This is a genomic window from Actinobacillus genomosp. 2 (assembly GCF_029773605.1).
Classification (GTDB): Bacteria; Pseudomonadota; Gammaproteobacteria; order Enterobacterales; family Pasteurellaceae; genus Actinobacillus.
The window spans coordinates 462,263-484,912 of record NZ_CP103807.1 but is presented as its reverse complement, the minus strand read 5'-3'; the positions used below and the strand labels follow the sequence as shown (position 1 = coordinate 484,912).

Here is a 22,650-nt window from a genome sequence, read left to right as displayed (position 1 = left end):
TAATTGATAGTAAGGATAAAAAAAGCCTGTTAGAATAACAGGTCTTTTTTAACTGAAGTGACTTAAATTAATATGCTAAAAAAACTACTCCCTTTATTTTTATTTTCTCCCTCTTTGGCTATTGCTCAATCTTATGTAGTCTATGATTTTACTCATGACCGAATTTTAGAAAGTCGTTCAGCAAATAATGTGCAACCTATTGCCTCAGTCACTAAATTAATGACTGCAAATGTTTTCTTAGAAAATAATAAAAATAAAAACTGTAGTGCATCAATTTCTGATCAAGATTTTGATTATATTAAAGGTACAGGTACTAAATTACCTAAACACACACCAATTGCTTGTGACGAATTATTAAAAGCAATGTTAGTTCATTCGGATAACTATGCTGCTCACGCTCTTTCTCGTTCTGCAGGGATGAGTCGTACGCAATTTATCCAAAAGATGAACCAAAAAGCTCAACAATTAGGTATGCGTTCTACACGTTTTCACGATAGTTCCGGTTTATCAAGTGCAAATATCTCCAGTGCGATGGATTTAGTTAAACTAGCAAAATATTCGCTCAATAACGCAAAAATCCAAGAACTATCAAATACCAAAGCTGCCTATATTCGTGCAGGTAAACGTAATGTATTTATGCAAAATACGAGTGCCTTGGTACGAGAAGAAATGTTTGATGCGGCAATTAATAAAACCGGCTATATTCGTGAGTCAGGTTATAACTTAGTTTTTGTAAATAAACACCAATGTAATCATGCAACTATCGGTGTCATCAGTTTAAATAACCGCAGTTCTGCTATTCGTTCAAACTTTACTAAAAATAAATTAGAACAATATGGTTGTGCATCTTTAGCCGACGAAGATCTGAACTACGACGGTTATGACGAGGAAGAAGATATTTAAATATAAACCGCTTGTAGCCTCAAGCTACAAGCGGTTTAATTTTTAGATAGATTTGTCACTAAGCATTTTACAAATAATGTCCCTCTAAATCAGACGTCATTACATCATTTTCTACCGCTGCGATACGCTTTTCTTCATTCGCCCACTCGCCTAAATCAATCAATTGGCAACGCTCACTACAAAACGGGCGATATTTACTTTCAGGCTTCCAAATAACCTCTTTATTACAAGTAGGACAATTTACTATAGTTTCTGACATTGGCTTTCCTTTAATAACTTTTTGCTAAATTTAAATAATATTGATGTAATGCCAACACTTGTGCTTTTATTTTCTCAAGCCCTTGCTCCAGCGGTAAATTATTTTCAATCACATCATCAGCGTAACGAAGCCGCTCTGCACGACTTACTTGCGAAGCCATTATATTTTTAATCGTGTCTATTTTACTTTGATCTCGTTTAGTTGCTCGCTCTAACTGAATTGACGGATCAACATCAATCACTAAAATACGATCACATAATGTCGTTAACTGATTTTCAATTAATAACGGTACAACAAACAACAAATAAGGGGCTGAACAGGCTTGAATTTGACGTAACATTTCTTGACGAATTGCTGGATGTAGCAAGTTATTTAACCATACTTTTTCTTGTTCATTCGCAAAAACAATTTGGCGTAACTTCGCACGATCCAATTCATCATCTGTTGTTAAAATATTATGCCCAAAATGCTCGACAATTTTAGCCAAAAGTGGCGAGCCTTTCTCAACCACTTGGCGAGCGATAATATCCGCATCAATAATAGGTACGTTATATTCTAAAAATAGATTAGCAATCGTTGTTTTACCGCTTCCAATTCCACCGGTTAGCCCTACTACCAATGCCATATATTTTCCTTACACATCAAATTAAGTGTTTATTTTATCAATAATCATAAAAAATGTCGAAATGCTAATAAACGGAATAAACGCTAACTTTCGCAGAATTTTTTGCGTATATAAGCGATATATAAGCATAAATCCTATGCCGAAAAGAGAAGAAAACAGTAATAAGCCAAATAGTTCATCTACTGTAAACAAGGGCGATAAAGCAATAAATAATAAACTGTCACCGCCGCCTAGTATCTCCTTTTTTAAAAGTTTTTGAGTAAAAAAGCCAATCACACTAAAAAAGACACAACAAAATAATAAACTTATTTGATGCGGTTCATCTAATGAGAACAAGAGAGACAATATAAAGATACTTGCAACATATTGAATATCCGTTAAGTAATAGCAATAGTCCAGCACTGACAAAAAAGCTAATATCATAAACAACAATGCAAGTATCGGATCAGACATCCTCCAAGCAATTAAAGGAAATATGCCATAAAACAGGTTTCCCCATGCGGTTATTTTAGGTTGTAATCTCGAAGAGTGACGAAAATCGTGATAACAATAACGAATGTCTAATAATGAATAATATTCGTCATACACCTGACGATTAATTTTATCAGCAAACTTTGGTATAGCTTGTTTACACCACCAAGCAAAACTCAAGGCAAAGATAAGCATAAAATATTGTCTGAACCCGTCCATATTTACCCTGCCAAGCCCCCCATATCAAAAATAGGTAAATATAGACCAATTAAAATCGTGCCTATCACTAAACCAATCATCATCATTAAGATAGGCTCAATCATTTGAGAAAGTAGATCAATTTGATAATCCAATTTCTGTTGATATATTTCTCCTATATGCTCAAGCATCTGAATCAAACTACCACTTCGTTCAGCTACTGCGATCATTTGAATCACTTGGCTCTGAAATACTGTTGGATTTAAACAGTCAGACAATTTATAGCCTTGTCGTAAAAAAGTTAACATCATATTTATCTCTTTTTTTAACTGGATATCTTGTGTTTGAGCAGAAAGGAACGCATTTAATGCAATTTCCAACCGCATATGATTTTTTAACATTAACGCCAAATTTTGACTAAAAAAAACAATTCTCGAATTTGTAATAACCTTATTAAATACCGGCAATAAACTAAACATTCGCCATTTAAAAGCAGTTAAAAATGTACTGTTTTTAGCAAACCAAATAAACATAGTACCTAACACTACAAAGGCAAATGCTATCAATAACCCATAAGTTTGCAAAAAAACAGATAGTGAAAATAGAATGGATGTAAGCAAAGGAAGAACTTTTTCTTTATCGCTATATACTTCAATAAATTGAGGGACAATAAATAACAACATTCCGATAGACAATATTAGGGAAATACTTAATGTCATTAATGGATAAAACATTATCTTTTTTACTTTTTTATGTAACTTTTCTGTTTGAGAACGACTTTGTGCAATATTGGCCAATATCACGCCTAATTGTCCGCTTTTTTCGCCAATATTAATAAGTTGTATTTCATTTTTTACTAAATAAAGTTTAAGTTTATCTAACCCCTTTGATAAGGAATATCCCGACTCAATTAATCCAATTAACTCACGAAGCCATAAATAAAGTCGAATATTGCCACTATTTTCCTGAACCATACAAAGGGCTTGTTTCAGAGGAATTGCGGCATTTAGTAATAGTGCTAGTTGATTGATGACTTGTGTAATATTTTCTGAGGAAGGCTTCGTCGAAAAGACAAAATTACGTTGAATACGAATATTCGTATAACCTTTTTTAAGAAGTTTATTTTCAACCTCCTCCAGAGTTTCTGCAAGAAAACATCCTATTTGTGATTGCTGAAATCTGTTTATTGCTTTCCAGCGAAATTCATACACTTTATGCTTCTGCATCGCCCAATACTCTTTTTATTTCAACTAACGAGGTAATACCCGCCTGGACTTTTTGCTCCGCACTTTGATGTAACGTTTTAAAGTCTAAATAAGCTGTGTTTTTATCAAATATCTCACCATTTTTGGCTAAGATTTGATAAACGCCTTCACGCCCTTTATAGCCTTGATAACACGTCTTACAACCATTGCCGGCACATTCACAACATAATTTTCGGACTAAACGCTGAGCAATCACTAATAGCAATGAATTACGTATCTCATATTCTTTTATGCCTAACTGTAATAAACGTTCTATTGCGGAAGGTGCATCATTCGTATGTAACGTGGAAAGCACTAAATGACCAGTTTGTGCCGCACGTAGTGCAATTTCCGCACTTTCTCTATCCCTAATTTCACCCAACATAATCACATCCGGATCTTGACGTAAAAATGTTCTTAATAAACGACTAAAATCCAAACCTATCGCCGAATTGACTTGAGTTTGAATGATCCCTTCGATTTCAATTTCTACTGGATCTTCTGCAGTCATAATATGTCTGGAACTGTCATTTAAATAATTTAATGCACTATATAAAGTAATACTTTTACCGCTACCAGTAGGTCCAGTAACTAAAATTAATCCTTGTGGTTGCTGTAATGCTTTCAATAACTTTGCTTTCTGCTCCGCTAAAAAACCTAACGTAAGAAAATCAAAATGCGTCGGTTTATTTTTTTGTAAACGTAAAACAATCTTCTCTCCCCAATGTGTCGGTAAACTTGATACCCGAAAATCGAGTGTTTCAGATAATGCTGTTTTAAAGCTAAATTGCCCGTCTTGTGGTAGGCGAGATTCACTAATATCTAATTTCGCCAATAACTTAATTCTGGAAATAACTCGCTCAGAAAGTTGTCTTGAGAGCGATTTATAATGATAAAGAACACCATCAATACGTAATCTAATGATGATCTTTTCTTTTTGCGGTTCAATATGAATATCAGATACATTATGTTTTAAACTATATTTAAAAAGATTATCTAAACTCCGGATAATCGGATCATTCACGTTGAAATGTTCCGATGATTCTAAAGATTGATAAGGTAGCTCGGTTTCTTCATACACTGATCGTTGTTCCGGCATTAGTTGACTTAAAAGATATTTCAATTCATCGGAGGAAACCAATACCGGCTCAATTTGTTTATGTGCAATAAATGCAAAAATTTCACAAGCACTCAAATTATTCATATCATCTATTGCTAGCCATAACATTTGTTGATTCTCCTGAACCGGCACAGCGAGATAACGTAATAAAATATGACGTTCATCAAAATTCTTTTGCCAAAGTTCATCAGAAATTTCAAACACCTGTTGGCTGTTAACATCACAAACTGAATATGGCATTTGGTTTCCTCCTTATCCATTAACGTTATGAACAGAAGTTTGCCGGAAATAAACTTGTATCATCGCCACTACATTGAGTTTCCCACGTGATAGTTTGTCCATTTTTATTCGGTTTTAGCGTATAGCTGTAATTCTCTAAGCTCCCTTGCCCAACTACTTTTATTTCTCCATTTGTTACCGATACCGATTTCAGATATTTTGAATTTTTAAGATCACTATCTTTTTTAATCCCATTTTGTCCGCTGTTACAGGCATTAATATCTCCGGTGTTATACACACAAATTTCAACATCGGTTTTATAAGAAGATGAAGCGGAAAGTAATTCCGAAAGTGCAGCTTTTTGGGTATAGCTGTTATAGGAAGGAATCGCAATAGTGGCAAGAATGGCAATAATTGCGATAACGATCATTAATTCAATTAATGTAAAAGCCTTAGCAAGCGGTCTAATTAATCTGATTTTTTGCATACAATGTTCCTTATTATCTCAATATTTCTGCGTATGATTACGCCTAAACAGTCTGCAATATTTCATTGGCTATCACTAGCGAACAAAATAACTTTTGCGATCCGCATCGCAAAAACAATATCTTTATAACTGTTCATTTAGTCAGTATATTTTGCTATGATTATGTCGTTTTCATCAATTTAGAGGTCAAAATGGCAAAAGCACCAAAAACAGCTTATGTATGTAATGATTGCGGCGCAGAATATTCTCGCTGGATGGGGCAATGCAAAGAATGTAAGTCTTGGAATACCATTAGTGAAGTTCGCCTAATATCCAGTAAAGAAACGAGTAAGAGCGATCGTTTTAGCGGATATGCCGGAGAAACCTCAGGCAAAGTGCAAACCTTATCTGAAATCAGTTTACAAGAAGTGCCTCGTTTCAGTAGTGGCTTTAATGAGTTGGATCGTGTCCTCGGTGGTGGTGTCGTTCCCGGATCAGCAATTTTAATCGGTGGTCACCCTGGTGCTGGTAAATCTACCCTACTTTTGCAAGTTATGTGCGGTTTATCTAAAGATTTGCCGACACTTTATGTGACCGGTGAGGAATCATTACAGCAAGTTGCGATGCGTGCCAATCGCTTAGAACTACCAACTGAAAATCTAAAGATGCTATCAGAAACCTCCGTTGAACATATCTGTAATATTGCCGATCAAGAAAAGCCGAAAATTATGGTGATTGACTCTATTCAGGTAATGCACCTTGCCGATATCCAATCTTCCCTGGTAGTGTATCTCAAGTACGAGAATGTGCTTCGTTTTTAACTCGCTATGCAAAAACTCGCCAAGTGGCCATTATCATGGTTGGACACGTCACAAAAGACGGTACGCTTGCTGGTCCTAAGGTTTTGGAACACTGTATTGACGCATCTATTTTATTAGAAGGCGAATCGGATTCTCGTTTTCGTACTTTACGCAGTCAAAAAAACCGTTTCGGTGCAGTCAATGAATTAGGTGTATTTGCAATGACTGAGCAAGGATTAAGAGAAGTAAAAAACCCTTCAGCAATTTTCCTTAGCCGTAGTGAAGAACAAACACCTGGTAGTTCCGTGATGGTACTTTGGGAAGGTACTCGTCCTCTATTAGTCGAGATTCAAGCGTTAGTTGATCATTCTATGTTAGCGAATCCCCGTCGTGTTGCGGTCGGATTAGATCATAACCGTTTGTCCTTATTACTTGCCGTCTTACATCGACACGGCGGTTTACAAATGTCGGATCAAGATGTGTTTGTGAATGTAGTCGGAGGGGTCAAAGTCACAGAAACCAGTGCAGATTTAGCATTAATATTGGCATTAATATCCAGTTTTAGGAATCGTTCATTACCACAGGATCTTGTCGTTTTCGGCGAAGTCGGATTAGCCGGAGAAATCCGTCCAGTTCCTAGCGGTCAAGAACGAATCAGCGAAGCAGCAAAACATGGATTTAAACGTGCAATTATTCCTCACGGAAATGCGCCTAAAAAGCCGATTAAAGGTATGGAAGTTTTTACCGTGAAAAAATTAAGTGATGCGCTTGATATTCTTGGTAACCTTTAATACAAAAACAGACCGCTTACAAGCGGTCTGTTTCACATAAAATCTTACGAATTAACTTCTAGTGGTTTATTCCAATTTTTTACCACAAAGTAGAAATTAAGCATCGCAACAAAAAAATTCATTGCGATAACAGGAATTGAGCCGATAAAAAAGCCGTAAATAACGAATAACACACAGCCAATCGCATTAATTAAACGAAGCTTAACGACATCTTTTAATACAAAAGATAAACCGACAAATCCCATTGCTGCATAGCCTAAAAGTTCAACGTAATCCATATTTACTCCTTTATTAAAATGATTGAACTTATTGTACGCTTTCTTTTTTACTTTGTGTTTAAGGTCTAAAAATGCAAAGGTTTGCGTTTTGTAAAGATCGATTAATAGCTTGTAAAATAAACAATCATACCCTTTCTAAGATCATAAAATGGCAACGATATGCGTTTTGCTCATCAATTTCCGACCATTTTTCTGCCGATAATCGCCAATTTGATTCATCAAATTCAAAGGTAGTATCACCCTCTATTTCCGCTTGAATCTCTGTTAAGTAAAGTTTGCTTGCTTCAGGTATAGTCTGCTTAAATAATTCTCCGCCGCCGATTACCATAATTTCATCTGTATTTGCAAAAGTTTTGGCTAACTCGACCGCCTGTGTAAAGTTTTCCGCCATATAGGCCCCCTCTACGCAAAATCCGGAACGGCTCAAAATAATATTTGGACGTTTCGGTAAAAGTCGCCCGATAGATTCATAGGTTTTACGTCCCATAATGACCGGCTTACCTAACGTATTTTGGCGAAACCAAGCTAAATCTACCGGTAAACTCCACGGCATTTGGTTATCTTTGCCGATAACGTGATTTAAGGTTCTGGCAACAATTAAACTTATCTTCATTTTTTCTTCCCTTTTAATAAAATAGGCGTGATTTTAACAGATAAAAGTGATACTTTTGTGCTAAATTTTTATCGGGATAAGACTATGCAAAAGACAATTGTAATTAAATTTGGAACTAGCACACTGACTCACGGCGGAAAAAGTTTAAGTCGCCCTTATATGCTGGAATTAGTCAAACAAATTGCCCAACTGCATCAACATCATCGGGTAATTGTCGTGACATCCGGAGCAGCCGCTGCAGGCAGAGATTATTTAGGTCATCCCGAATTACCTAAAACACTTGCATATAAACAAATGCTTGCTGCTGTAGGACAAAGCCAATTAATCCGTACTTGGGAAAATTTATTTGATATTTATGGGATTCATATCGGGCAAATTTTATTGACTCGTGCCGATATTGATGATCGTGAGCGTTTTTTAAATGCAAGAGATACGCTTAATGCGTTATTGGAACAAAAAATCATTCCTGTAATCAACGAAAATGACACAGTAGCCACCGAAGAATTTAAAGTTGGCGATAATGACAATCTTTCTGCACTTGTTGCCATTTTAGCTCATGCGGACCAGCTTTATTTACTCACGGATCAAGAGGGCTTATTTGATGCAGATCCCCGCTCAAATCCACATGCTAAATTACTTTCCGTGGTCGAAAAAATTACCCCTGAAATTCGCCAAATGGCAGGTGGTAGTGTAACCGGTCTTGGTACCGGCGGTATGAGTACAAAAATTACCGCAGCCGATATTGCGACACGTTCGGGCGTTGAAACAATCATCGCTTCCGGTTCTCGTGAAAATGTATTAGTGGATCTCGCCAACGGCGAATCGATTGGTAGTAAATTTTTAGTACAATCCGACCGCTTGGAGGGACGTAAACAATGGTTATTCGCCGCACCGCAAGTTGGTTCACTTGTGGTAGATAAAGGCGCGGAAGCCGCATTGTTACAACATAAATCATTACTACCTGTCGGTGTTTCTGAAATTAATGGCGTATTTAGCCGTGGCGAAGTCGTTAAAATATTCAATCAGGAAGGTAAAGCACTCGCATTAGGACTCGCTCGTTATAATAGCGATGCACTTGTGCGGATTAAAGGAAAAAAATCAGCAGAGATTGAATCCTTGCTTGGTTATGAATTTGGTTCAGTTGCGGTACATATCGATGAAATGGTTATTTATTAAAATAAAAGGATTTTTATGGAACTTTCGTTTGATGTTTTAGCTATGTTATTCGGCATTGCAACCATTTCTGGTTTTATTGATGCGATTGCCGGTGGTGGCGGTTTACTGACTATTCCTGCTTTACTTTCAGCCGGTATACCACCTACGATGGCACTTGGCACGAATAAATTACAAGCCTGTGGCGGTTCATTTTCTGCATCACTCTATTTTGTACGTCAAAAAGCCGTTAATCTCAGACAAATTTCCCTATTGATTCTATTGACCTTTATCGGTGCGGCTTGCGGTACAATCTTCGTGCAGATGATTGATGTCAATTCACTCAAAATGTTATTACCATTTTTAGTGTTAATTATCGGTATTTATTTTTTATTCAGTCCGACTGTCGGTGATGAAGATAGAAAACAACGCATCAGCTTTCCGCTATTTGCTTTTAGTGCCGCTGCCAGCATCGGTTTTTATGACGGAATGTTCGGACCAGCCACCGGTTCGTTTTTTACACTAGCATTTATCTTATTACTTGGCTTTAATTTACCGAAAGCAGTCGCCCATGCCAAAGTGTTAAACTTTACTTCTAACTTTGCCGCACTTATCTTTTTTATATTAGGTGGTGCAGTTTTATGGAAAATCGGTTTTATTATGATGATTGGGCAATTTATCGGTGGCACATTAGGGGCAAGAATGGTGGTTACTAAAGGTAAGAAATTGGTTCGCCCCATGCTCGTGACGATGTCATTTTTAATGGTTGTCAAAATGTTATATGAACAAGGATTTTTATCTTTTCTAGGAATTTAAATGAATCAAGCAAAACGAATTGAAATATTAACCCGTTTACGTAATGAAAATCCCCATCCGACTACCGAATTGAATTACAGCAATCCTTTTGAGTTATTGATTGCGGTAATTCTTTCTGCTCAAGCAACAGATAAAGGGGTAAATAAAGCAACTGATAAATTATTTCCAGTTGCCAATACACCGCAAGCTATTTTAGATTTAGGCGTGGATGGTTTAAAAGAGTATATTAAAACCATTGGGTTATTTAACAGTAAAGCGGAAAATATTATTAAAACTTGCCGAGATCTGATTGAAAAACACAACGGTGAAGTGCCAGAAAATCGAGAAGCCTTGGAAGCACTTGCCGGTGTCGGGCGAAAAACAGCAAACGTTGTGCTGAATACAGCATTCGGGCATCCGACCATTGCGGTGGATACGCATATTTTCCGTGTATCAAACCGTACTGGATTTGCACCAGGAAAAGATGTGGTCAAAGTGGAAGAAAAACTGCTCAAAGTCGTACCGGCAGAATTTAAAGTCGATGTTCACCATTGGCTAATTCTACACGGACGTTATACCTGTATAGCCCGAAAACCTCGTTGTGGGTCTTGTATTATCGAAGATTTATGTGAATTTAAAGATAAAACCGAATAGTTCTATCCTCAGAAAGCGGTCAAATTTTCCTATTTTGTTGCAAAGAAAAATGTTAATTTGACCGCTTGTGTTTATCCATCCCTCTTCCCCTCCTATTAATTCCCCCTTTAGCGTTACATATCCGTTATTTATTTTCAAACTAACGGTGTTACAATACTGGCTTTACAATTCTAATCCCCTCCCGATAAGGATAAATAATGCCGAATCAGCACTTACTGACCACAAAAGGTGAGCGTGTTGCGATTGTATCCGGACTGAGAACCCCTTTTGCTCGAAAAGATACTGGGTTTAAAGACGCTTATGCGACCAGTCTTGGCACAATCGTAACCAATGAATTACTTAGCCGTACGGCAATTGAACACCATGAAATCGAACAACTGGTTTTCGGACAAGTTATTCAACAGCCCGATATTCCTAATCCGGCAAGAGAAATCGCATTGGCATTAAATATGCCTAAATTACAGTCTTATAGTATCAGTAGTTCGTGTTTATCCGGTTTACAAGCGATTGCCAATGTTGCCGGCAGTATTGTCAGTGGTTCAATTAATGCCGGCATTGCCGGTGGTGCGGATTCTATTTCAAATGCACCACTCAGTATTAGCCCTCGGGTTATCTATAAATTGAAATCTATTTTTGCCACAGGATCGCTTGAGGAAAAATATCGCCGTTTTCGTCATTTTTCGTGGAAAGATCTGAAACCTCACGGTGTGAATTTAAGAGATTTTACTACCCAAATGTCAGTAGCCGAAGTGTCGGAACAGATGGCACAAGATCATAATATTAGCCGTGCGGAACAAGACGAATATGCTCGTCTTTCCAATCAAAGAGCGTCCGATGCGTGGAAAATTGGTCTATTAAAAGAAGAAGTAATGCCGTCATTTCCTCGCCCTTATAAAGATTTTGTGGTTTCGGATACATTAGTGTCTGCGGCAACTAGAGAAAGCTATTATCAACGATTCTCACCGATTGTGAATAAAGAATATGCCACAGTCACTGAAGCCAATATGCCACAACCGATGGACGGTGCGGCAGCTGTATTACTGATGAATGAATCCAAAGCCAAAGCTCTCGGCTTAACGCCTTTAGGCTATATTCGTAGCTATGCGATTACTGGTAATGATATTTGGCAAGATATGTTTGCCGGTGCGACAATTGCCAGCTCACAGGCTTTAGATCGAGCGGAATTAAGTTTGCAAGATATGGATTATATTGATATTCACGAGTCGTCCGCTAGCCAAATCTTGGCGAATCTCCGATTATTTGAATCGAATGACTTTGCTAAAAATCAGCTAAATCGTACCGCTTGTTTGGGTAAAATCGATATGGACAAATTCAATCATTTGGGCGGTTCTATTGCTTTTGGTAATCCTCGTGCGGTAACTAGTCTACGTACGATCATTCAATCGCTTTATGCACTTAAACGTAAAGGCGGCGGTCTTTCATTAGTTGCCTCAAGTGGTTTAGGTGGATTAGGGGCAGCAATGGTATTAGAAAGCGAATAAGGATAGATTATGACAGAACAATTAATTCAACCGCCAATGTTTCAGGTGGAAGTGGATGATAATCGAATTGCCATCATTCGTATCCATTCCGCTGATAATGATGCCAACTGGTTAACCGAAAACTTTGCAGAGCAATTACGTGATGTAATCGGTACGCTTATTTACCAACAAGCTCAAGGTGCAATTCTGATTTCCGCTCGTCAGAATAATTTTATCCAAGGCTTAAAACCCAGTATTCTCAAACAAAAAACGGATGAACAGTTATTAGCATTTTCACAAAATGCTCAAGCTATCATGCGAGAACTCAATACGCTTAAATTACCGATTATTGCGGCGATTGATGGTAATTGCTTTAGTGTCGGTTTAGAACTTGCTTTAGCCTGCGATTATCGAATTGCCAGCGATGAGCCACATACTCAATTTGCTATGCCTCAGGTCCGTTCGGGTCTTTTACCCTTTGCCGGAGGAACGCAACGCTTACCTCGTTTGATTGGGTTACAAAACGCAACACCTTTATTGTTATCCGGTAAGAAAATTGATGCGACAGCAGCAAAATCTTTAGGATTAGTGGATCAACTAGTACCTAACACAAAATTACTGGCTACGGCTTACCAATTATTGCATAGCAGTAAAATACAAAAAACCGATCATAAACGACCGCTTACTCTCTTCAAAAAGTGGCGTAAACAATTAGAGGGCAACAAATTATTCCGTCATAAGTTTTTAGATCGAACAGAAAACTTAATTTGGCTTGAAACATTCGGTAACTATCCTGCGGTCGCTAAACTAATCGAATTACTTAAAGAACCGCATTTTAAACAAGGTTTAATTCTTGAACAGCAAGCCTTTGTAGAATTGTTTAATACGGAAACGTCAAAAGTATTAATTGAATTGAAGAAAACCGAACGAGCAATGAAAGATAAATATCGTATTCGTGGTAACGTTCGCGACATCACTCAAGTGAGTATTTTAGGCTCAGGTTATATGGGTGCCGGCATTGCTTATTTAACTGCAAATAATGCGAAAGTTCCTGTTCGCATTAAAGATATTCATCCCTCTGAAATTCGTAAAGCATTACGTACCAGCTTTGAATTAATGCAAAAAGCCGTAGATAACAATCAATTAAACCATGGCGAAATGCTCCAAAGAATGAATCTCATTACAGGTGGAGAGCGATTAGTCGCGGCTAAATCAACTGATTTTGTTATTGAAGCGGTATATGAAGATCTCGCACTTAAGCAACGAATGTTATTAGAGAGTGAAAATTATTATAGTAAACATATCATTTTTGCGACAAATACCTCGACCTTAGCTATTAAAGATATTGCTACTCATGCGCTACGTCCGGAAAATGTCATTGGCCTACATTACTTTAGTCCGGTGACTAAACAAAAAATAGTGGAAATCATACCGCATACCACAACCAGCGAACATACGATTGCAACGGCAATTCATTTTGCGATTCAGCAAGGAAAAGTACCGCTCTTGGTGGCAGATAAACAAGGCTTTTTCATTAATCGAATCTTAACACCATTATTACTTGAAGCGATTCAATGTTTAATTGACGGTGAGTCAATCGAATTTATCGATCGTTCATTACAAGAATTTGGCTTTAAGTTAGGCCCGTTGGCGATGATCGATGAAATGGGGCTGGACGTATTGGTTAAATCTAATCCGGCATTAGTGCGTGAATTAGGTTCACGATTTAGTTTACCGAATAGTGTTGATCTATTAGTCAGAAATGAACGCAAGGGCTGTAAGAATAAACGAGGATTTTATATGTACAACCGTTTTGGCGAACGTTTACAGGAGGATAAAAGCATTTATCACGTAATGGAAACCATAGCTCGTAACGACTTGGAATCCGAACAAATTGCACGCCGTTGTGTCTTGCGCATGATTAATGAGGCAGCCTGGTGCTTGCAAGATAACGTCATTTTATCTACGGATGAAGGAAATGTCGCATCTGTACTCGGTACGGGATTTCCGGAATTCCGAGGCGGTATCTATGCTTATATAGAGAAAATCGGTGCAAAAGAAATTGTACGTCAATTACATCTTCATCGTAAGCAATTCGGTAAGCGATTTGAACCTTGCGAATGGTTAATCCAACAAGCTGAAAACTAAAATACTTGACTAAAAAACCAGCTTTTACAAAGGTCTGGTTTTTATTAGAATCTATATATTATTTCTTTCGCTACTTAAGGATTAACTAATGAAAAAATCAACCGTTGCAGCTTCTATTATTGTTGCTTTGGCCGCAATGACAACCGGCGGTGCGTGGTATACGGGCAACCAAATTGAACAGCGTTATCCAACACTATTTGAACAAGCTAACAATAGTCTAAAATCACTTAATTCTTACGGGATTGATGCCAATATTAGTGATGTAAAACTCACCAAAGGTATTTTTAGTTCAGATGTTCAATATAACGTCAATATAAAACTCGATACTCAAACCTTTAGCTTTAAAGGTAATGATAAAGTTTATCACGGTCCAATTCCGCTTAATCGCCTAATGAAAGGTAACTTTATGCCAATGTTATTAAGTGGAGAAACGCATATTTCTGCGGTTGATAAAAGTATTCAGACCTATTTTGCTAATAACGATGTACTTACTGCTATTACTGATGTGAACTACAACGGAGAAGTTGCCGGTAATGCTACGCTTAATCCATTAAAATCAGATACTATCGAGACCTCAAAAATTCATTTTGAAGGTGATTATACCGGTTTCGGCAAACAGAAATTTACTGCAGATTTAATTAGATTTAAAAATGCCGATGCTAGCCCCGAACAAAACCACGAAAAAATTGAAATTACTGACTTAAATTACGATGCGAATTATGTCAAAGATAAGCAATTTCCAACTTTACAAGGTATTGGCGACTACCACGTTTCATTTAAAAAGCTGGCTCTCTTTGCCGAGAATAATCAAACGGTCAGTCTCAATGAGTTTACCTCTAAAGGCAATAGCAAAATTGAGAACGGACGTCTTCTAAGTTCCGGCAATTTTTCAGTAAAATCCGATCTTACTGGGAATAATAAAACTGCCGATTTAGGCAAGATTCAAACCGATATTTCAATGGATGTTGATGCAAAAGCATTTAACGATTTAACGGCACTTTCAGATAAATTAGAAAGTGAATCACCTGAAGTTCAGCAACAGATTCAAGCGATTGTTATGGCATTAGTGACTCAATCGCCAAAATTAAAAATCAACGAATTTTCGCTTGAAAATGCGAAAGGGAAAAATACGCTTTCACTCAATCTGGATTTAGATAAATTTGATATGTTACAGATGTCGCAAGCGAAATCTATCCAAGATACGCTTAAAATCTTTAAACCGTCAAATCTAAACGTTAATCTAAACTTAGCTGCAAGTGAGGAAGCGGCTAAACAGTGGTTAACAATTTATCCGGAGCATCAAGCCGGAACAGCGGAAGAAAATGCGAAAGCACTTGTACAAGAATTGGCTCATTATGCTCAAAGCTCAGGATTAGCTAGCGTAGATGCTGAAAAGATTAAAATGGCATTAGCAATTGAAAACGGCAAAGTGATGCTCAATGGGAGAGAGGTTTCAGAATCTGAATTACAAATGGCACTCTTTGCTATTATGCTTGGAGCCAGCGGTTTAGGTCACTAACTCTCCAGAAACAATAAAACAAGCGGTCTGTTTTAGGAAATTTTTTGCAAAATCTTTCACAAAACAGGCCGCTTGTTTAGCTTTAAAGCCACTGATATAGTGCGATAATCAATGGCATAGTGAAGACACAAAGTAAAGTTGTCACACCATAAATCGCACTCGCCTTTCTTGCATCTTGTTTATACACTACCGCCATTTGCGTTACGGTTGCTGCCGAAGGACTGATAGTTGCTAAAAAACTAATCATCACAATGGTTGTTCCATGTTCTGCTACGAGGCTACCAAAATCGACTGTTTTGATCATCACTAATATAATTAGCGGAATAAAAATCAAACGTAAAAAAGCGACCAAATAAATGCGTTTATCCATCATAATTTCTTTTAGCGGAATCGACGCAATTAACATTCCTGCGACTAACATCGCCATCGGTCCAATCATATCACCCAACCATGCCAATGTACCCGCAATCACACTCGGTAACTTAATTTGCAATAGGAACAATAACATACCGATAAAAATGGCAATAATATTGATATTGGTAAATATCTTTTTCAAGGACACATTGCCTCTACCGCACAATAACATTCGCAAATGCGACCAAAACAAGAAATTCTGCACCACCATAAAACCGGTCGTATAAATGACCCATTCATTGCCAAATAACGAAGCAACTAATGGAATAATCAAATTCCCTGAATTAGAATAGATCGCAGTAGCATATTCTAGGTTATCTAATTTAAAAATCGGTTTTAAAATTTTACTAATTAAAATGAGTAACCCACTTAACAGAATTGCTAAACCAAAGGAAAGATATAAACCATGCAGAATCGCATCCGAATATTCAATTTGAAAAGCGGAGATCAACACCGATGGACTAATAATATAAAGCCCGATAACCGAAATTGGGTAGCTTTGTTCCGAAGTCAGCAATTTCAGCTTCACCAATAAATAACCGAGTAATACAATAATAGTTAACTGGGTAATTTTCTCGGCTAATAATAGAGCAATCTCCATACTATTCATTCTCCAACAACAATCGTTTTTTACCGGAATAAATTGTCGCTTTACCTTTGCGAGTAAATGCACTCAACGTAAAATCATTTTCTTGAGCAATTTGAACCGCTAAAGCTGTTGTTGCTGAAATTGCACATAACATTTCAATACCGACCGCCAAACATTTCTGTACCATTTCAAAACTGGCACGGCTAGTCACAAATACAAAACCAAGCGGTTCTCCTGCTTTTGCATACCAACCGATCAGTTTATCTAGTGCAACGTGTCTGCCGACATCTTCTCGAATGGCGAGTAATTCGCCTTGTGGAGAAAAAAATGCTGCCGCATGGCTTGCACCTGTCAGCTGTGCAAGTTGTTGTGCCTGCTCAAGTTGTTTTAAACAATCATCAAATATCTGTGGATTAACGGCTTGTAAGCGGTCATTTTTTTGTAAAATTTGACAACTTTGACTGACTTGCTCTAACTGCTCTACTCCACAAATACCGCAACCAGTTCTACCAGTCATTGAACGACGTTTTTCTTTTAGTGCAACAAATTGGCGGGTGGCAATTTCCATTTGTACTTCAATACCATTACATTGTTCAATCACATCCAATCCGTACAATTCTTTTTTATCGGTTAAAATACCTTCTGCTAACGAAAAACCTAACGCAAAATCTTCCAAATCTTGTGGGGTTGTCATCATTACTGCGTGAGAAATGCCGTTATAGACAAGTGCAACCGGCACTTCATTGATTAAATCGTCTTGAATTGTAGATAAACTAGATGACGTGATATTAGTTTGGTATTTTATTGCTTCTTTTTTTATAGTACTAAACATTTATATTCTCATTCGTACTCGGGTCTATTGATCCTAAAATTAGGTACAGCTATTCTACAATTTTTTAAGGGGATTTAAACCTCAAAAGTTAGATTCTACTTTATATACTGGCTAAAACGCATCTAATAAGAATCACTCTCAACTTGATTAACATTTTTTTAACAAAAAAGATTGTTTTGCTTGCAATTCCAGCGTAAAAGTTGTTAAATTCTTGCAAAATATACACTAGAATTTTTCAATCCAAGTGTGTTATACCGAATATTTAAGCTATATCAAATTAAGTGCAAATAAAGCTGTTTTTACTTACGATTGGGTATAGCTTATTATCTATAAAGGTCAATAATAACCGTCTCTTTAGGTGTATGTTACAGTTAAAGATTCTGAGTTATTTACATTCACATTAATTATCTTATTAATGTTTAATTAGGAGTGATTATGCAGGTCTCTAGACGTAAGTTCTTTAAGATCTGTGCAAGTGGTATGGCAGGTACTTCTGCGGCAATGTTAGGTTTTGCACCGGCAACCGCATTAGCAGCCCCTCGTGAGTATAAACTTTTGCGTGCAAAAGAAACTCGCCAATCTTGCACATATTGCGCCGTAGGCTGCGGTATGCTGATGTACAGCATGGGTGACGGTGCAATGAATTCACGTGGTAAATTATTCCACGTTGAAGGTGATCCGGATCATCCGGTAAGTCGTGGTGCGTTATGCCCTAAAGGTGCAGGTGTTTTAGATTTTGTGAACAGTCCAAACCGTTTACAATATCCAGAATATCGCGCTCCGGGTTCTGATAAATGGGAACGCATTTCATGGCATGATGCTATTCATAAAATTGCAAAACTGTTGAAAGAAGACCGTGATGCGAACTTCCAAGCAACCAACGAAGCCGGTACACCGGTAAATCGTTGGCTCACCACAGGTATGTTATGTGCCTCTGCCGCAAGTAATGAAACCTGTTACCTCACGCATAAGTGGGGGCGTTCTCTCGGTATGCTCTACTTAGACAACCAAGCGAGTACCTGACACGGACCAACGGTAGCAAGTCTTGCTCCAACATTTGGTCGCGGTGCCATGACAAATCACTGGGTTGATATCAAAAATGCGGACGTTGTGGTCGTAATGGGCGGTAATGCCGCTGAAGCACACCCTGTCGGTTTCCGCTGGGCAATCGAAGCGAAAAAACAAAACGGTGCGAAGTTAATGGTGGTTGATCCACGCTTTAACCGTACGGCATCTGTTGCAGATTTCTATACACCGATTCGTTCGGGTACCGATATCGCAATGTTATTAGGTGTGATCCGTTACTTGTTAGCGAACGATAAAATTCAACACGAATACGTTAAACACTATACCAACGCAAGTTTCTTAGTAAACGAAGGCTTCAAATTTGAAGACGGTTTATTCTCCGGCTACGATGCAGAAACCCGTCAATACGATAAATCAACTTGGTCTTATCAACTTGATGAAAACGGTCAGCCGAAACGTGATTTAACATTCCAAGATCCTCGTTGTGTCATTAACTTATTAAAAGCACACGTTGAACGTTACACGCCGGAAATGGTAGAACGTATCTGCGGTACGAAGCAAAAAGCCTTCTTAGAATTTGCGGAAACCATTGCATCAACCTCAACACCTGAACGTACAACCACTTTCTTATATGCGTTAGGTTGGACACAACACTCTGTCGGTACACAAAATATCCGTTCAATGGCGATGATTCAGTTGCTACTCGGTAATATCGGTATGGCTGGCGGCGGTGTAAATGCATTACGCGGACACTCAAACGTGCAAGGTTCTACAGATATGGGGTTATTCCCATCAATGTTAACCGGGTATATGCCGCTTCCGACAGAAAATGATGCGTCATTAGATGCGTTTTTAAAACGTATTACACCAAAAACAACGGCTGAAGGTCAGGTAAACTATTGGCAAAATACACCGAAATTCTTAGTCAGTTTGCTTAAATCATTCTATGGTGACAAAGCAACTGCTGAAAATGAATACGGTTTCCATAATTTACCAAAACAGTTACCGAAAAAACTCGACCCAATGCAATACATCAATATGATGGTAGAGGGAAAAGTTAACGGTTATATTTGCCAAGGTTATAACCCGATTGCATCTTATCCGGATTCTAACAAAGTTCGTAAAGGCTTAAGCAAGCTAAAATTCTTAGTCATTTTAGATCCGTTAGAAACAGATACCTCTAACTTCTGGCAGAACCATGGTGAAATGAATGATGTCAATCCGGCAGATATTCAAACGGAAGTATTCCGTTTGCCAACCGTATGTTTTGCGGAAGAAGACGGTTCGATTGCAAACTCCGGACGTTGGCTACAATGGCACTGGAAAGCAGCTGAGCCACCAAAAGAAGCAAAACCGGATGTTGATATTCTTTCAGAAATCCGTGAAGTGATGTTAGAAATGTATCACCATGAAGGTGGTAAATCGATTGATACGATTGAGGCAATGGCTTGGAACTATGCAAATCCGGCAGAACCGAAAGCAGACGAGTTAGCTAAAGAAATTAATGGTTATGCATTAGAAGACATCATTGATCCGACAAGCGGTCAAGTTTTAGTGAAAAAAGGCGAATTACTTTCTTCATTCGCACAACTTCGCAATGACGGTACAACCTCTTCAGGTAACTGGATCTATACCGGTCAATGGACACCAAAAGGTAACCAAATGGCAAACCGTGATAACTCTGACCCGTCAGGTTTAGGTAATACGTTAGGTTGGGCATTTGCATGGCCGGCAAACCGTCGTATCGTTTATAACCGTGCGAGTGCAGATCCATCTGGTAAACCGTGGAACCCGAAACGCCAGCTTGTGAAATGGAATGGTAAAAACTGGAACTATATTGATGTGGCAGACTTCGGAACTGCACCGCCAAATAGTAATGTAAGTCCATTCATTATGCAGCCGGAAGGGGTAAGTCGTTTATTTGCCATTGATAAATTAGTCGATGGTCCGTTCCCTGAGCATTATGAACCAATCGAAAGCCCAATCGGTACGAACCCACTTCATCCGAATGTGGTACAAAATCCGGTGGCTCGTATTTTGGAAAGTGATAAATCAAGTTTCGGTACAGCAGACGAATTCCCTTATGTTGGTACAACTTACCGTCTAACGGAACATTTCCACTTCTGGACCAAACAAGCGATGTTAAATGTTATTGCACAACCTGAACCATTTGTGGAAATCGGTGAAGCATTGGCAAAAGAAAAAGGTATTGCAAACGGTGATACCGTTAAAGTAAGTTCTAAACGTGGTTTTATTAAAGCTAAAGTTGTGGTAACTAAACGTGTACGTTCTGTCGAAGCAGACGGAAAAACTATCCATACTGTAGGTATTCCAATTCACGGTGGCTTTGCAACTGTGGGTAAAAAAGGTTACTTAGCAAATAGTTTAACCGGTCGTGTCGGTGATGCGAATACGCAAACCCCAGAATACAAAACGTTCCTTGTGAACATTGAGAAAGTGTCGGAGGTGGCATAATGTCAGCAGTTCAAGACCAAAACATTATTAAAATCTCAGCCACTTCATTTGTTACTCCGCCACCTCAAGCTCGTACCGGTGGTGTAGTAGAAGTCGCTAAACTTATCGATGTATCAACTTGTATCGGTTGTAAAGCGTGTCAAGTAGGTTGTTCCGAATGGAATGACCTCCGTACTGCTCCGCAAGAATGTGTGGGTGTTTACGATAACCCGATTGATCTAAATGCCGAACAATGGACGGTAATGAAGTTCAATGAAGTGGAAGAAAATGATCGCTTAGAATGGTTAATTCGTAAAGACGGTTGTATGCACTGTGCAGAACCGGGTTGTTTGAAAGCCTGTCCGGCACCGGGCGCAATCATTCAATATGCAAATGGTATTGTTGATTTCCAATCCGATAAATGTATCGGTTGCGGTTACTGTATTGCTGGTTGTCCGTTTAATATTCCACGTATGAACGATAAAGATAACCGTGTATATAAATGTACCCTTTGCGTTGACCGTGTAAACGTAGGCCAAGAGCCGGCTTGTGTAAAAACCTGCCCGACTGGTGCGATTCGTTTCGGTTCTAAAGAAGAAATGCTTCATTATGGCGAACAACGTGTAGCGGAACTCAAAAGTCGTGGCTATGAAAATGCCGGTGTTTATAACCCTGAAGGTGTGGGCGGTACGCACGTAATGTACGTATTACATCATGCCGATAAACCGGAGTTATATTCGGGCTTACCGAAAGACCCAAGCATTGATCCGACAGTTACGCTTTGGAAAGACGTATTAAAACCGGTTGCGGCGATCGCAATGGGTGGTCTAGCCCTCGCTGAAGTTGCTCACTATGTAACGATTGGTCCAAACGTTGAAGAAGATGTCGAAGATCATCATGAGGAAGGAGATAAACATGAGTAAGAAATTAGAGATTACGAATGATACGAAAATCGTTCGTCATAAACCGCTTGCCCGTGTAAGCCACTGGTTCTTAGTTATCTCATTCTTCTTAACTATGTTTACCGGTGTAGCATTTTTCTTCCCGGATTTTGCATGGCTAACCGAGATCTTAGGTACACCGCAACTTGCACGAGCAATCCATCCGTTTACCGGTATCGTGATGTTTACTGCGTTTATTATTATGGCATTTATCTATTGGCATCATAATATTCCGGAGAAAAACGATATTCGTTGGGCAAAAGGGATTGTTGAAGTATTAAAAGGTAACGAACATGCTGTTGCTTATAATGGCAAATATAATCTCGGTCAGAAAATGTTATTCTGGACCTTGATTTTAGCAATGTTTACCTTATTAATTACGGGTATTATTATGTGGAGAAAATACTTCTCTGCTAACTTCTCAATTACTACCTTACGTATTGCAATCTTGTTGCACTCAGCAAGTGCCTTTGCATTATTTACCGGTATTCTTGTACATATGTATATGGCATTCTGGGTGAAAGGTTCAATTACCGGTATGGTTGAAGGTTGGGTAACAGTTCGCTGGGCGAAAAAACATCACCCGAAATGGTTTAAAGAAGAAGTTCTTCCTGAAATTGAAAATCAGGTCAAAAAATAACTGATTCTATCCCTAAGT

The 22,650-nt window shown here is 38.3% G+C and carries 20 protein-coding genes and 1 pseudogene; 11 read left to right on the top strand and 10 right to left on the bottom strand.

The features are described 5' to 3' along the window. The first annotated feature begins 72 nt into the window (after positions 1-72). A complete protein-coding gene (locus tag NYR60_RS02290) occupies positions 73-903 on the top strand; it encodes a D-alanyl-D-alanine carboxypeptidase family protein (protein ID WP_279467553.1) in 831 nt (276 codons plus the stop codon). 67 nt (positions 904-970) lie between these two features. Here the strand turns inward: NYR60_RS02290 and yacG are convergent, their stop codons facing one another. Genes yacG through NYR60_RS02260 form a run of 6 tightly spaced genes read right to left on the bottom strand, consistent with a single transcriptional unit; the run spans position 971 to position 5,526 of the window. Then, on the bottom strand, positions 971-1,162 hold the full coding sequence (yacG, locus tag NYR60_RS02285) for a DNA gyrase inhibitor YacG (protein WP_279467552.1): 192 nt from the start codon (positions 1,160-1,162) through the stop codon (positions 971-973). Positions 1,163-1,172: 10 nt separating this feature from the next. After that, positions 1,173-1,787: a dephospho-CoA kinase gene (gene coaE / locus NYR60_RS02280; protein WP_431831745.1), complete on the bottom strand. Its 615-nt coding sequence runs from the start codon at positions 1,785-1,787 to the stop codon at positions 1,173-1,175. Positions 1,788-1,808: 21 nt separating this feature from the next. Further along, positions 1,809-2,453, bottom strand: a complete 645-nt coding sequence (locus NYR60_RS02275) for a prepilin peptidase (protein ID WP_279467551.1) — start codon at positions 2,451-2,453, stop codon at positions 1,809-1,811. A 26-nt stretch (positions 2,454-2,479) separates the two neighbouring features. Further along, complete coding sequence (locus NYR60_RS02270; RefSeq protein WP_279467550.1) at positions 2,480-3,682, bottom strand: type II secretion system F family protein; 1,203 nt, start codon at positions 3,680-3,682, stop codon at positions 2,480-2,482. Continuing rightward, a complete protein-coding gene (locus NYR60_RS02265; protein ID WP_279467549.1) occupies positions 3,669-5,060 on the bottom strand; it encodes a GspE/PulE family protein in 1,392 nt (463 codons plus the stop codon). Before NYR60_RS02265 ends, NYR60_RS02270 begins: the two co-directional genes overlap by 14 nt. Positions 5,061-5,085: 25 nt before the next feature. Continuing rightward, positions 5,086-5,526: a prepilin-type N-terminal cleavage/methylation domain-containing protein gene (locus tag NYR60_RS02260; protein WP_279467548.1), complete on the bottom strand. Its 441-nt coding sequence runs from the start codon at positions 5,524-5,526 to the stop codon at positions 5,086-5,088. Positions 5,527-5,717: 191 nt separating this feature from the next. On the opposite strand from NYR60_RS02260, the pseudogene radA reads away from it, so the two are divergent. Further along, positions 5,718-7,096 (top strand): annotated as a pseudogene (gene radA / locus NYR60_RS02255) (DNA repair protein RadA). Positions 7,097-7,140: 44 nt separating this feature from the next. On the opposite strand, the gene NYR60_RS02250 reads toward radA, so the two are convergent. Beyond that, the gene (locus NYR60_RS02250) at positions 7,141-7,374 is read right to left on the bottom strand and encodes a YgjV family protein (protein WP_279467547.1); all 234 of its coding nucleotides are present in this window, start codon (positions 7,372-7,374) and stop codon (positions 7,141-7,143) included. A 124-nt stretch (positions 7,375-7,498) separates the two neighbouring features. Further along, a complete protein-coding gene (locus tag NYR60_RS02245; protein ID WP_279467546.1) occupies positions 7,499-7,987 on the bottom strand; it encodes a dihydrofolate reductase in 489 nt (162 codons plus the stop codon). Positions 7,988-8,071: 84 nt separating this feature from the next. Here NYR60_RS02245 and proB point away from each other — a divergent pair, with 84 nt between their 5' ends. From proB to NYR60_RS02215, 6 genes are all read left to right on the top strand, one after another. Further along, positions 8,072-9,163 carry a glutamate 5-kinase gene (gene proB / locus NYR60_RS02240; protein ID WP_279467545.1) on the top strand — a complete coding sequence of 364 codons (1,092 nt, stop codon included), beginning with the start codon at positions 8,072-8,074 and terminating at the stop codon, positions 9,161-9,163. A 15-nt stretch (positions 9,164-9,178) separates the two neighbouring features. After that, positions 9,179-9,955 (top strand): TSUP family transporter, encoded by a 777-nt coding sequence (locus NYR60_RS02235; RefSeq protein WP_279467544.1) that lies wholly within the window; start codon positions 9,179-9,181, stop codon positions 9,953-9,955. Further along, complete coding sequence (nth, locus tag NYR60_RS02230; protein ID WP_279467543.1) at positions 9,956-10,588, top strand: endonuclease III; 633 nt, start codon at positions 9,956-9,958, stop codon at positions 10,586-10,588. A gap of 197 nt (positions 10,589-10,785) precedes the next feature. Beyond that, positions 10,786-12,090: an acetyl-CoA C-acyltransferase gene (locus tag NYR60_RS02225; RefSeq protein WP_279467542.1), complete on the top strand. Its 1,305-nt coding sequence runs from the start codon at positions 10,786-10,788 to the stop codon at positions 12,088-12,090. Between the two features lie 9 nt (positions 12,091-12,099). Continuing rightward, on the top strand, positions 12,100-14,217 hold the full coding sequence (locus tag NYR60_RS02220; RefSeq protein ID WP_279467541.1) for a 3-hydroxyacyl-CoA dehydrogenase NAD-binding domain-containing protein: 2,118 nt from the start codon (positions 12,100-12,102) through the stop codon (positions 14,215-14,217). 88 nt (positions 14,218-14,305) lie between these two features. Beyond that, positions 14,306-15,736 (top strand): YdgA family protein, encoded by a 1,431-nt coding sequence (locus NYR60_RS02215; RefSeq protein ID WP_279467540.1) that lies wholly within the window; start codon positions 14,306-14,308, stop codon positions 15,734-15,736. A gap of 82 nt (positions 15,737-15,818) precedes the next feature. On the opposite strand, the gene NYR60_RS02210 is transcribed toward NYR60_RS02215, so the two are convergent. Then, positions 15,819-16,751: an AEC family transporter gene (locus NYR60_RS02210; RefSeq protein ID WP_279467539.1), complete on the bottom strand. Its 933-nt coding sequence runs from the start codon at positions 16,749-16,751 to the stop codon at positions 15,819-15,821. A 1-nt stretch (position 16,752) separates the two neighbouring features. Beyond that, positions 16,753-17,571, bottom strand: coding sequence for a formate dehydrogenase accessory sulfurtransferase FdhD (fdhD, locus tag NYR60_RS02205; RefSeq protein ID WP_279467538.1), 819 nt, complete (start codon positions 17,569-17,571; stop codon positions 16,753-16,755). A 435-nt stretch (positions 17,572-18,006) separates the two neighbouring features. On the opposite strand from fdhD, the gene fdnG reads away from it, so the two are divergent. From fdnG to NYR60_RS02190, 3 genes are read left to right on the top strand one after another with little or no spacing between them, the layout of a single operon-like run. Beyond that, entirely contained in the window at positions 18,007-21,072 is a 3,066-nt protein-coding gene (gene fdnG, locus NYR60_RS02200; protein WP_279467537.1) for a formate dehydrogenase-N subunit alpha, read from the top strand. Beyond that, positions 21,072-21,974, top strand: coding sequence for a formate dehydrogenase subunit beta (fdxH, locus tag NYR60_RS02195; protein WP_279467536.1), 903 nt, complete (start codon positions 21,072-21,074; stop codon positions 21,972-21,974). The genes fdnG and fdxH overlap by 1 nt, the downstream gene beginning before the upstream one ends. After that, positions 21,967-22,632, top strand: coding sequence for a formate dehydrogenase subunit gamma (locus NYR60_RS02190; protein WP_279467535.1), 666 nt, complete (start codon positions 21,967-21,969; stop codon positions 22,630-22,632). The genes fdxH and NYR60_RS02190 overlap by 8 nt, the downstream gene beginning before the upstream one ends. The last annotated feature ends 18 nt before the right edge of the window (positions 22,633-22,650 follow it).

Excerpts from the sequence above, each read along its gene's own strand:
- NYR60_RS02210 (WP_279467539.1), bottom strand. The coding sequence starts at position 16,751 with ATGGAGATTGCTCTATTATTAGCCGAGAAAATTACCCAGTTAACTATT.
- proB (WP_279467545.1), top strand. The coding sequence starts at position 8,072 with ATGCAAAAGACAATTGTAATTAAATTTGGAACTAGCACACTGACTCAC.
- NYR60_RS02220 (WP_279467541.1), top strand. The coding sequence starts at position 12,100 with ATGACAGAACAATTAATTCAACCGCCAATGTTTCAGGTGGAAGTGGAT.
- NYR60_RS02235 (WP_279467544.1), top strand. The coding sequence starts at position 9,179 with ATGGAACTTTCGTTTGATGTTTTAGCTATGTTATTCGGCATTGCAACC.
- NYR60_RS02260 (WP_279467548.1), bottom strand. The coding sequence starts at position 5,526 with ATGCAAAAAATCAGATTAATTAGACCGCTTGCTAAGGCTTTTACATTA.
- NYR60_RS02275 (WP_279467551.1), bottom strand. The coding sequence starts at position 2,453 with ATGCTTATCTTTGCCTTGAGTTTTGCTTGGTGGTGTAAACAAGCTATA.
- NYR60_RS02215 (WP_279467540.1), top strand. The coding sequence starts at position 14,306 with ATGAAAAAATCAACCGTTGCAGCTTCTATTATTGTTGCTTTGGCCGCA.
- NYR60_RS02190 (WP_279467535.1), top strand. The coding sequence starts at position 21,967 with ATGAGTAAGAAATTAGAGATTACGAATGATACGAAAATCGTTCGTCAT.
- NYR60_RS02250 (WP_279467547.1), bottom strand. The coding sequence starts at position 7,374 with ATGGATTACGTTGAACTTTTAGGCTATGCAGCAATGGGATTTGTCGGT.
- NYR60_RS02270 (WP_279467550.1), bottom strand. The coding sequence starts at position 3,682 with ATGCAGAAGCATAAAGTGTATGAATTTCGCTGGAAAGCAATAAACAGA.
- NYR60_RS02225 (WP_279467542.1), top strand. The coding sequence starts at position 10,786 with ATGCCGAATCAGCACTTACTGACCACAAAAGGTGAGCGTGTTGCGATT.
- fdxH (WP_279467536.1), top strand. The coding sequence starts at position 21,072 with ATGTCAGCAGTTCAAGACCAAAACATTATTAAAATCTCAGCCACTTCA.
- NYR60_RS02290 (WP_279467553.1), top strand. The coding sequence starts at position 73 with ATGCTAAAAAAACTACTCCCTTTATTTTTATTTTCTCCCTCTTTGGCT.
- NYR60_RS02245 (WP_279467546.1), bottom strand. The coding sequence starts at position 7,987 with ATGAAGATAAGTTTAATTGTTGCCAGAACCTTAAATCACGTTATCGGC.
- coaE (WP_431831745.1), bottom strand. The coding sequence starts at position 1,787 with ATGGCATTGGTAGTAGGGCTAACCGGTGGAATTGGAAGCGGTAAAACA.
- yacG (WP_279467552.1), bottom strand. The coding sequence starts at position 1,162 with ATGTCAGAAACTATAGTAAATTGTCCTACTTGTAATAAAGAGGTTATT.
- NYR60_RS02265 (WP_279467549.1), bottom strand. The coding sequence starts at position 5,060 with ATGCCATATTCAGTTTGTGATGTTAACAGCCAACAGGTGTTTGAAATT.
- nth (WP_279467543.1), top strand. The coding sequence starts at position 9,956 with ATGAATCAAGCAAAACGAATTGAAATATTAACCCGTTTACGTAATGAA.
- fdhD (WP_279467538.1), bottom strand. The coding sequence starts at position 17,571 with ATGTTTAGTACTATAAAAAAAGAAGCAATAAAATACCAAACTAATATC.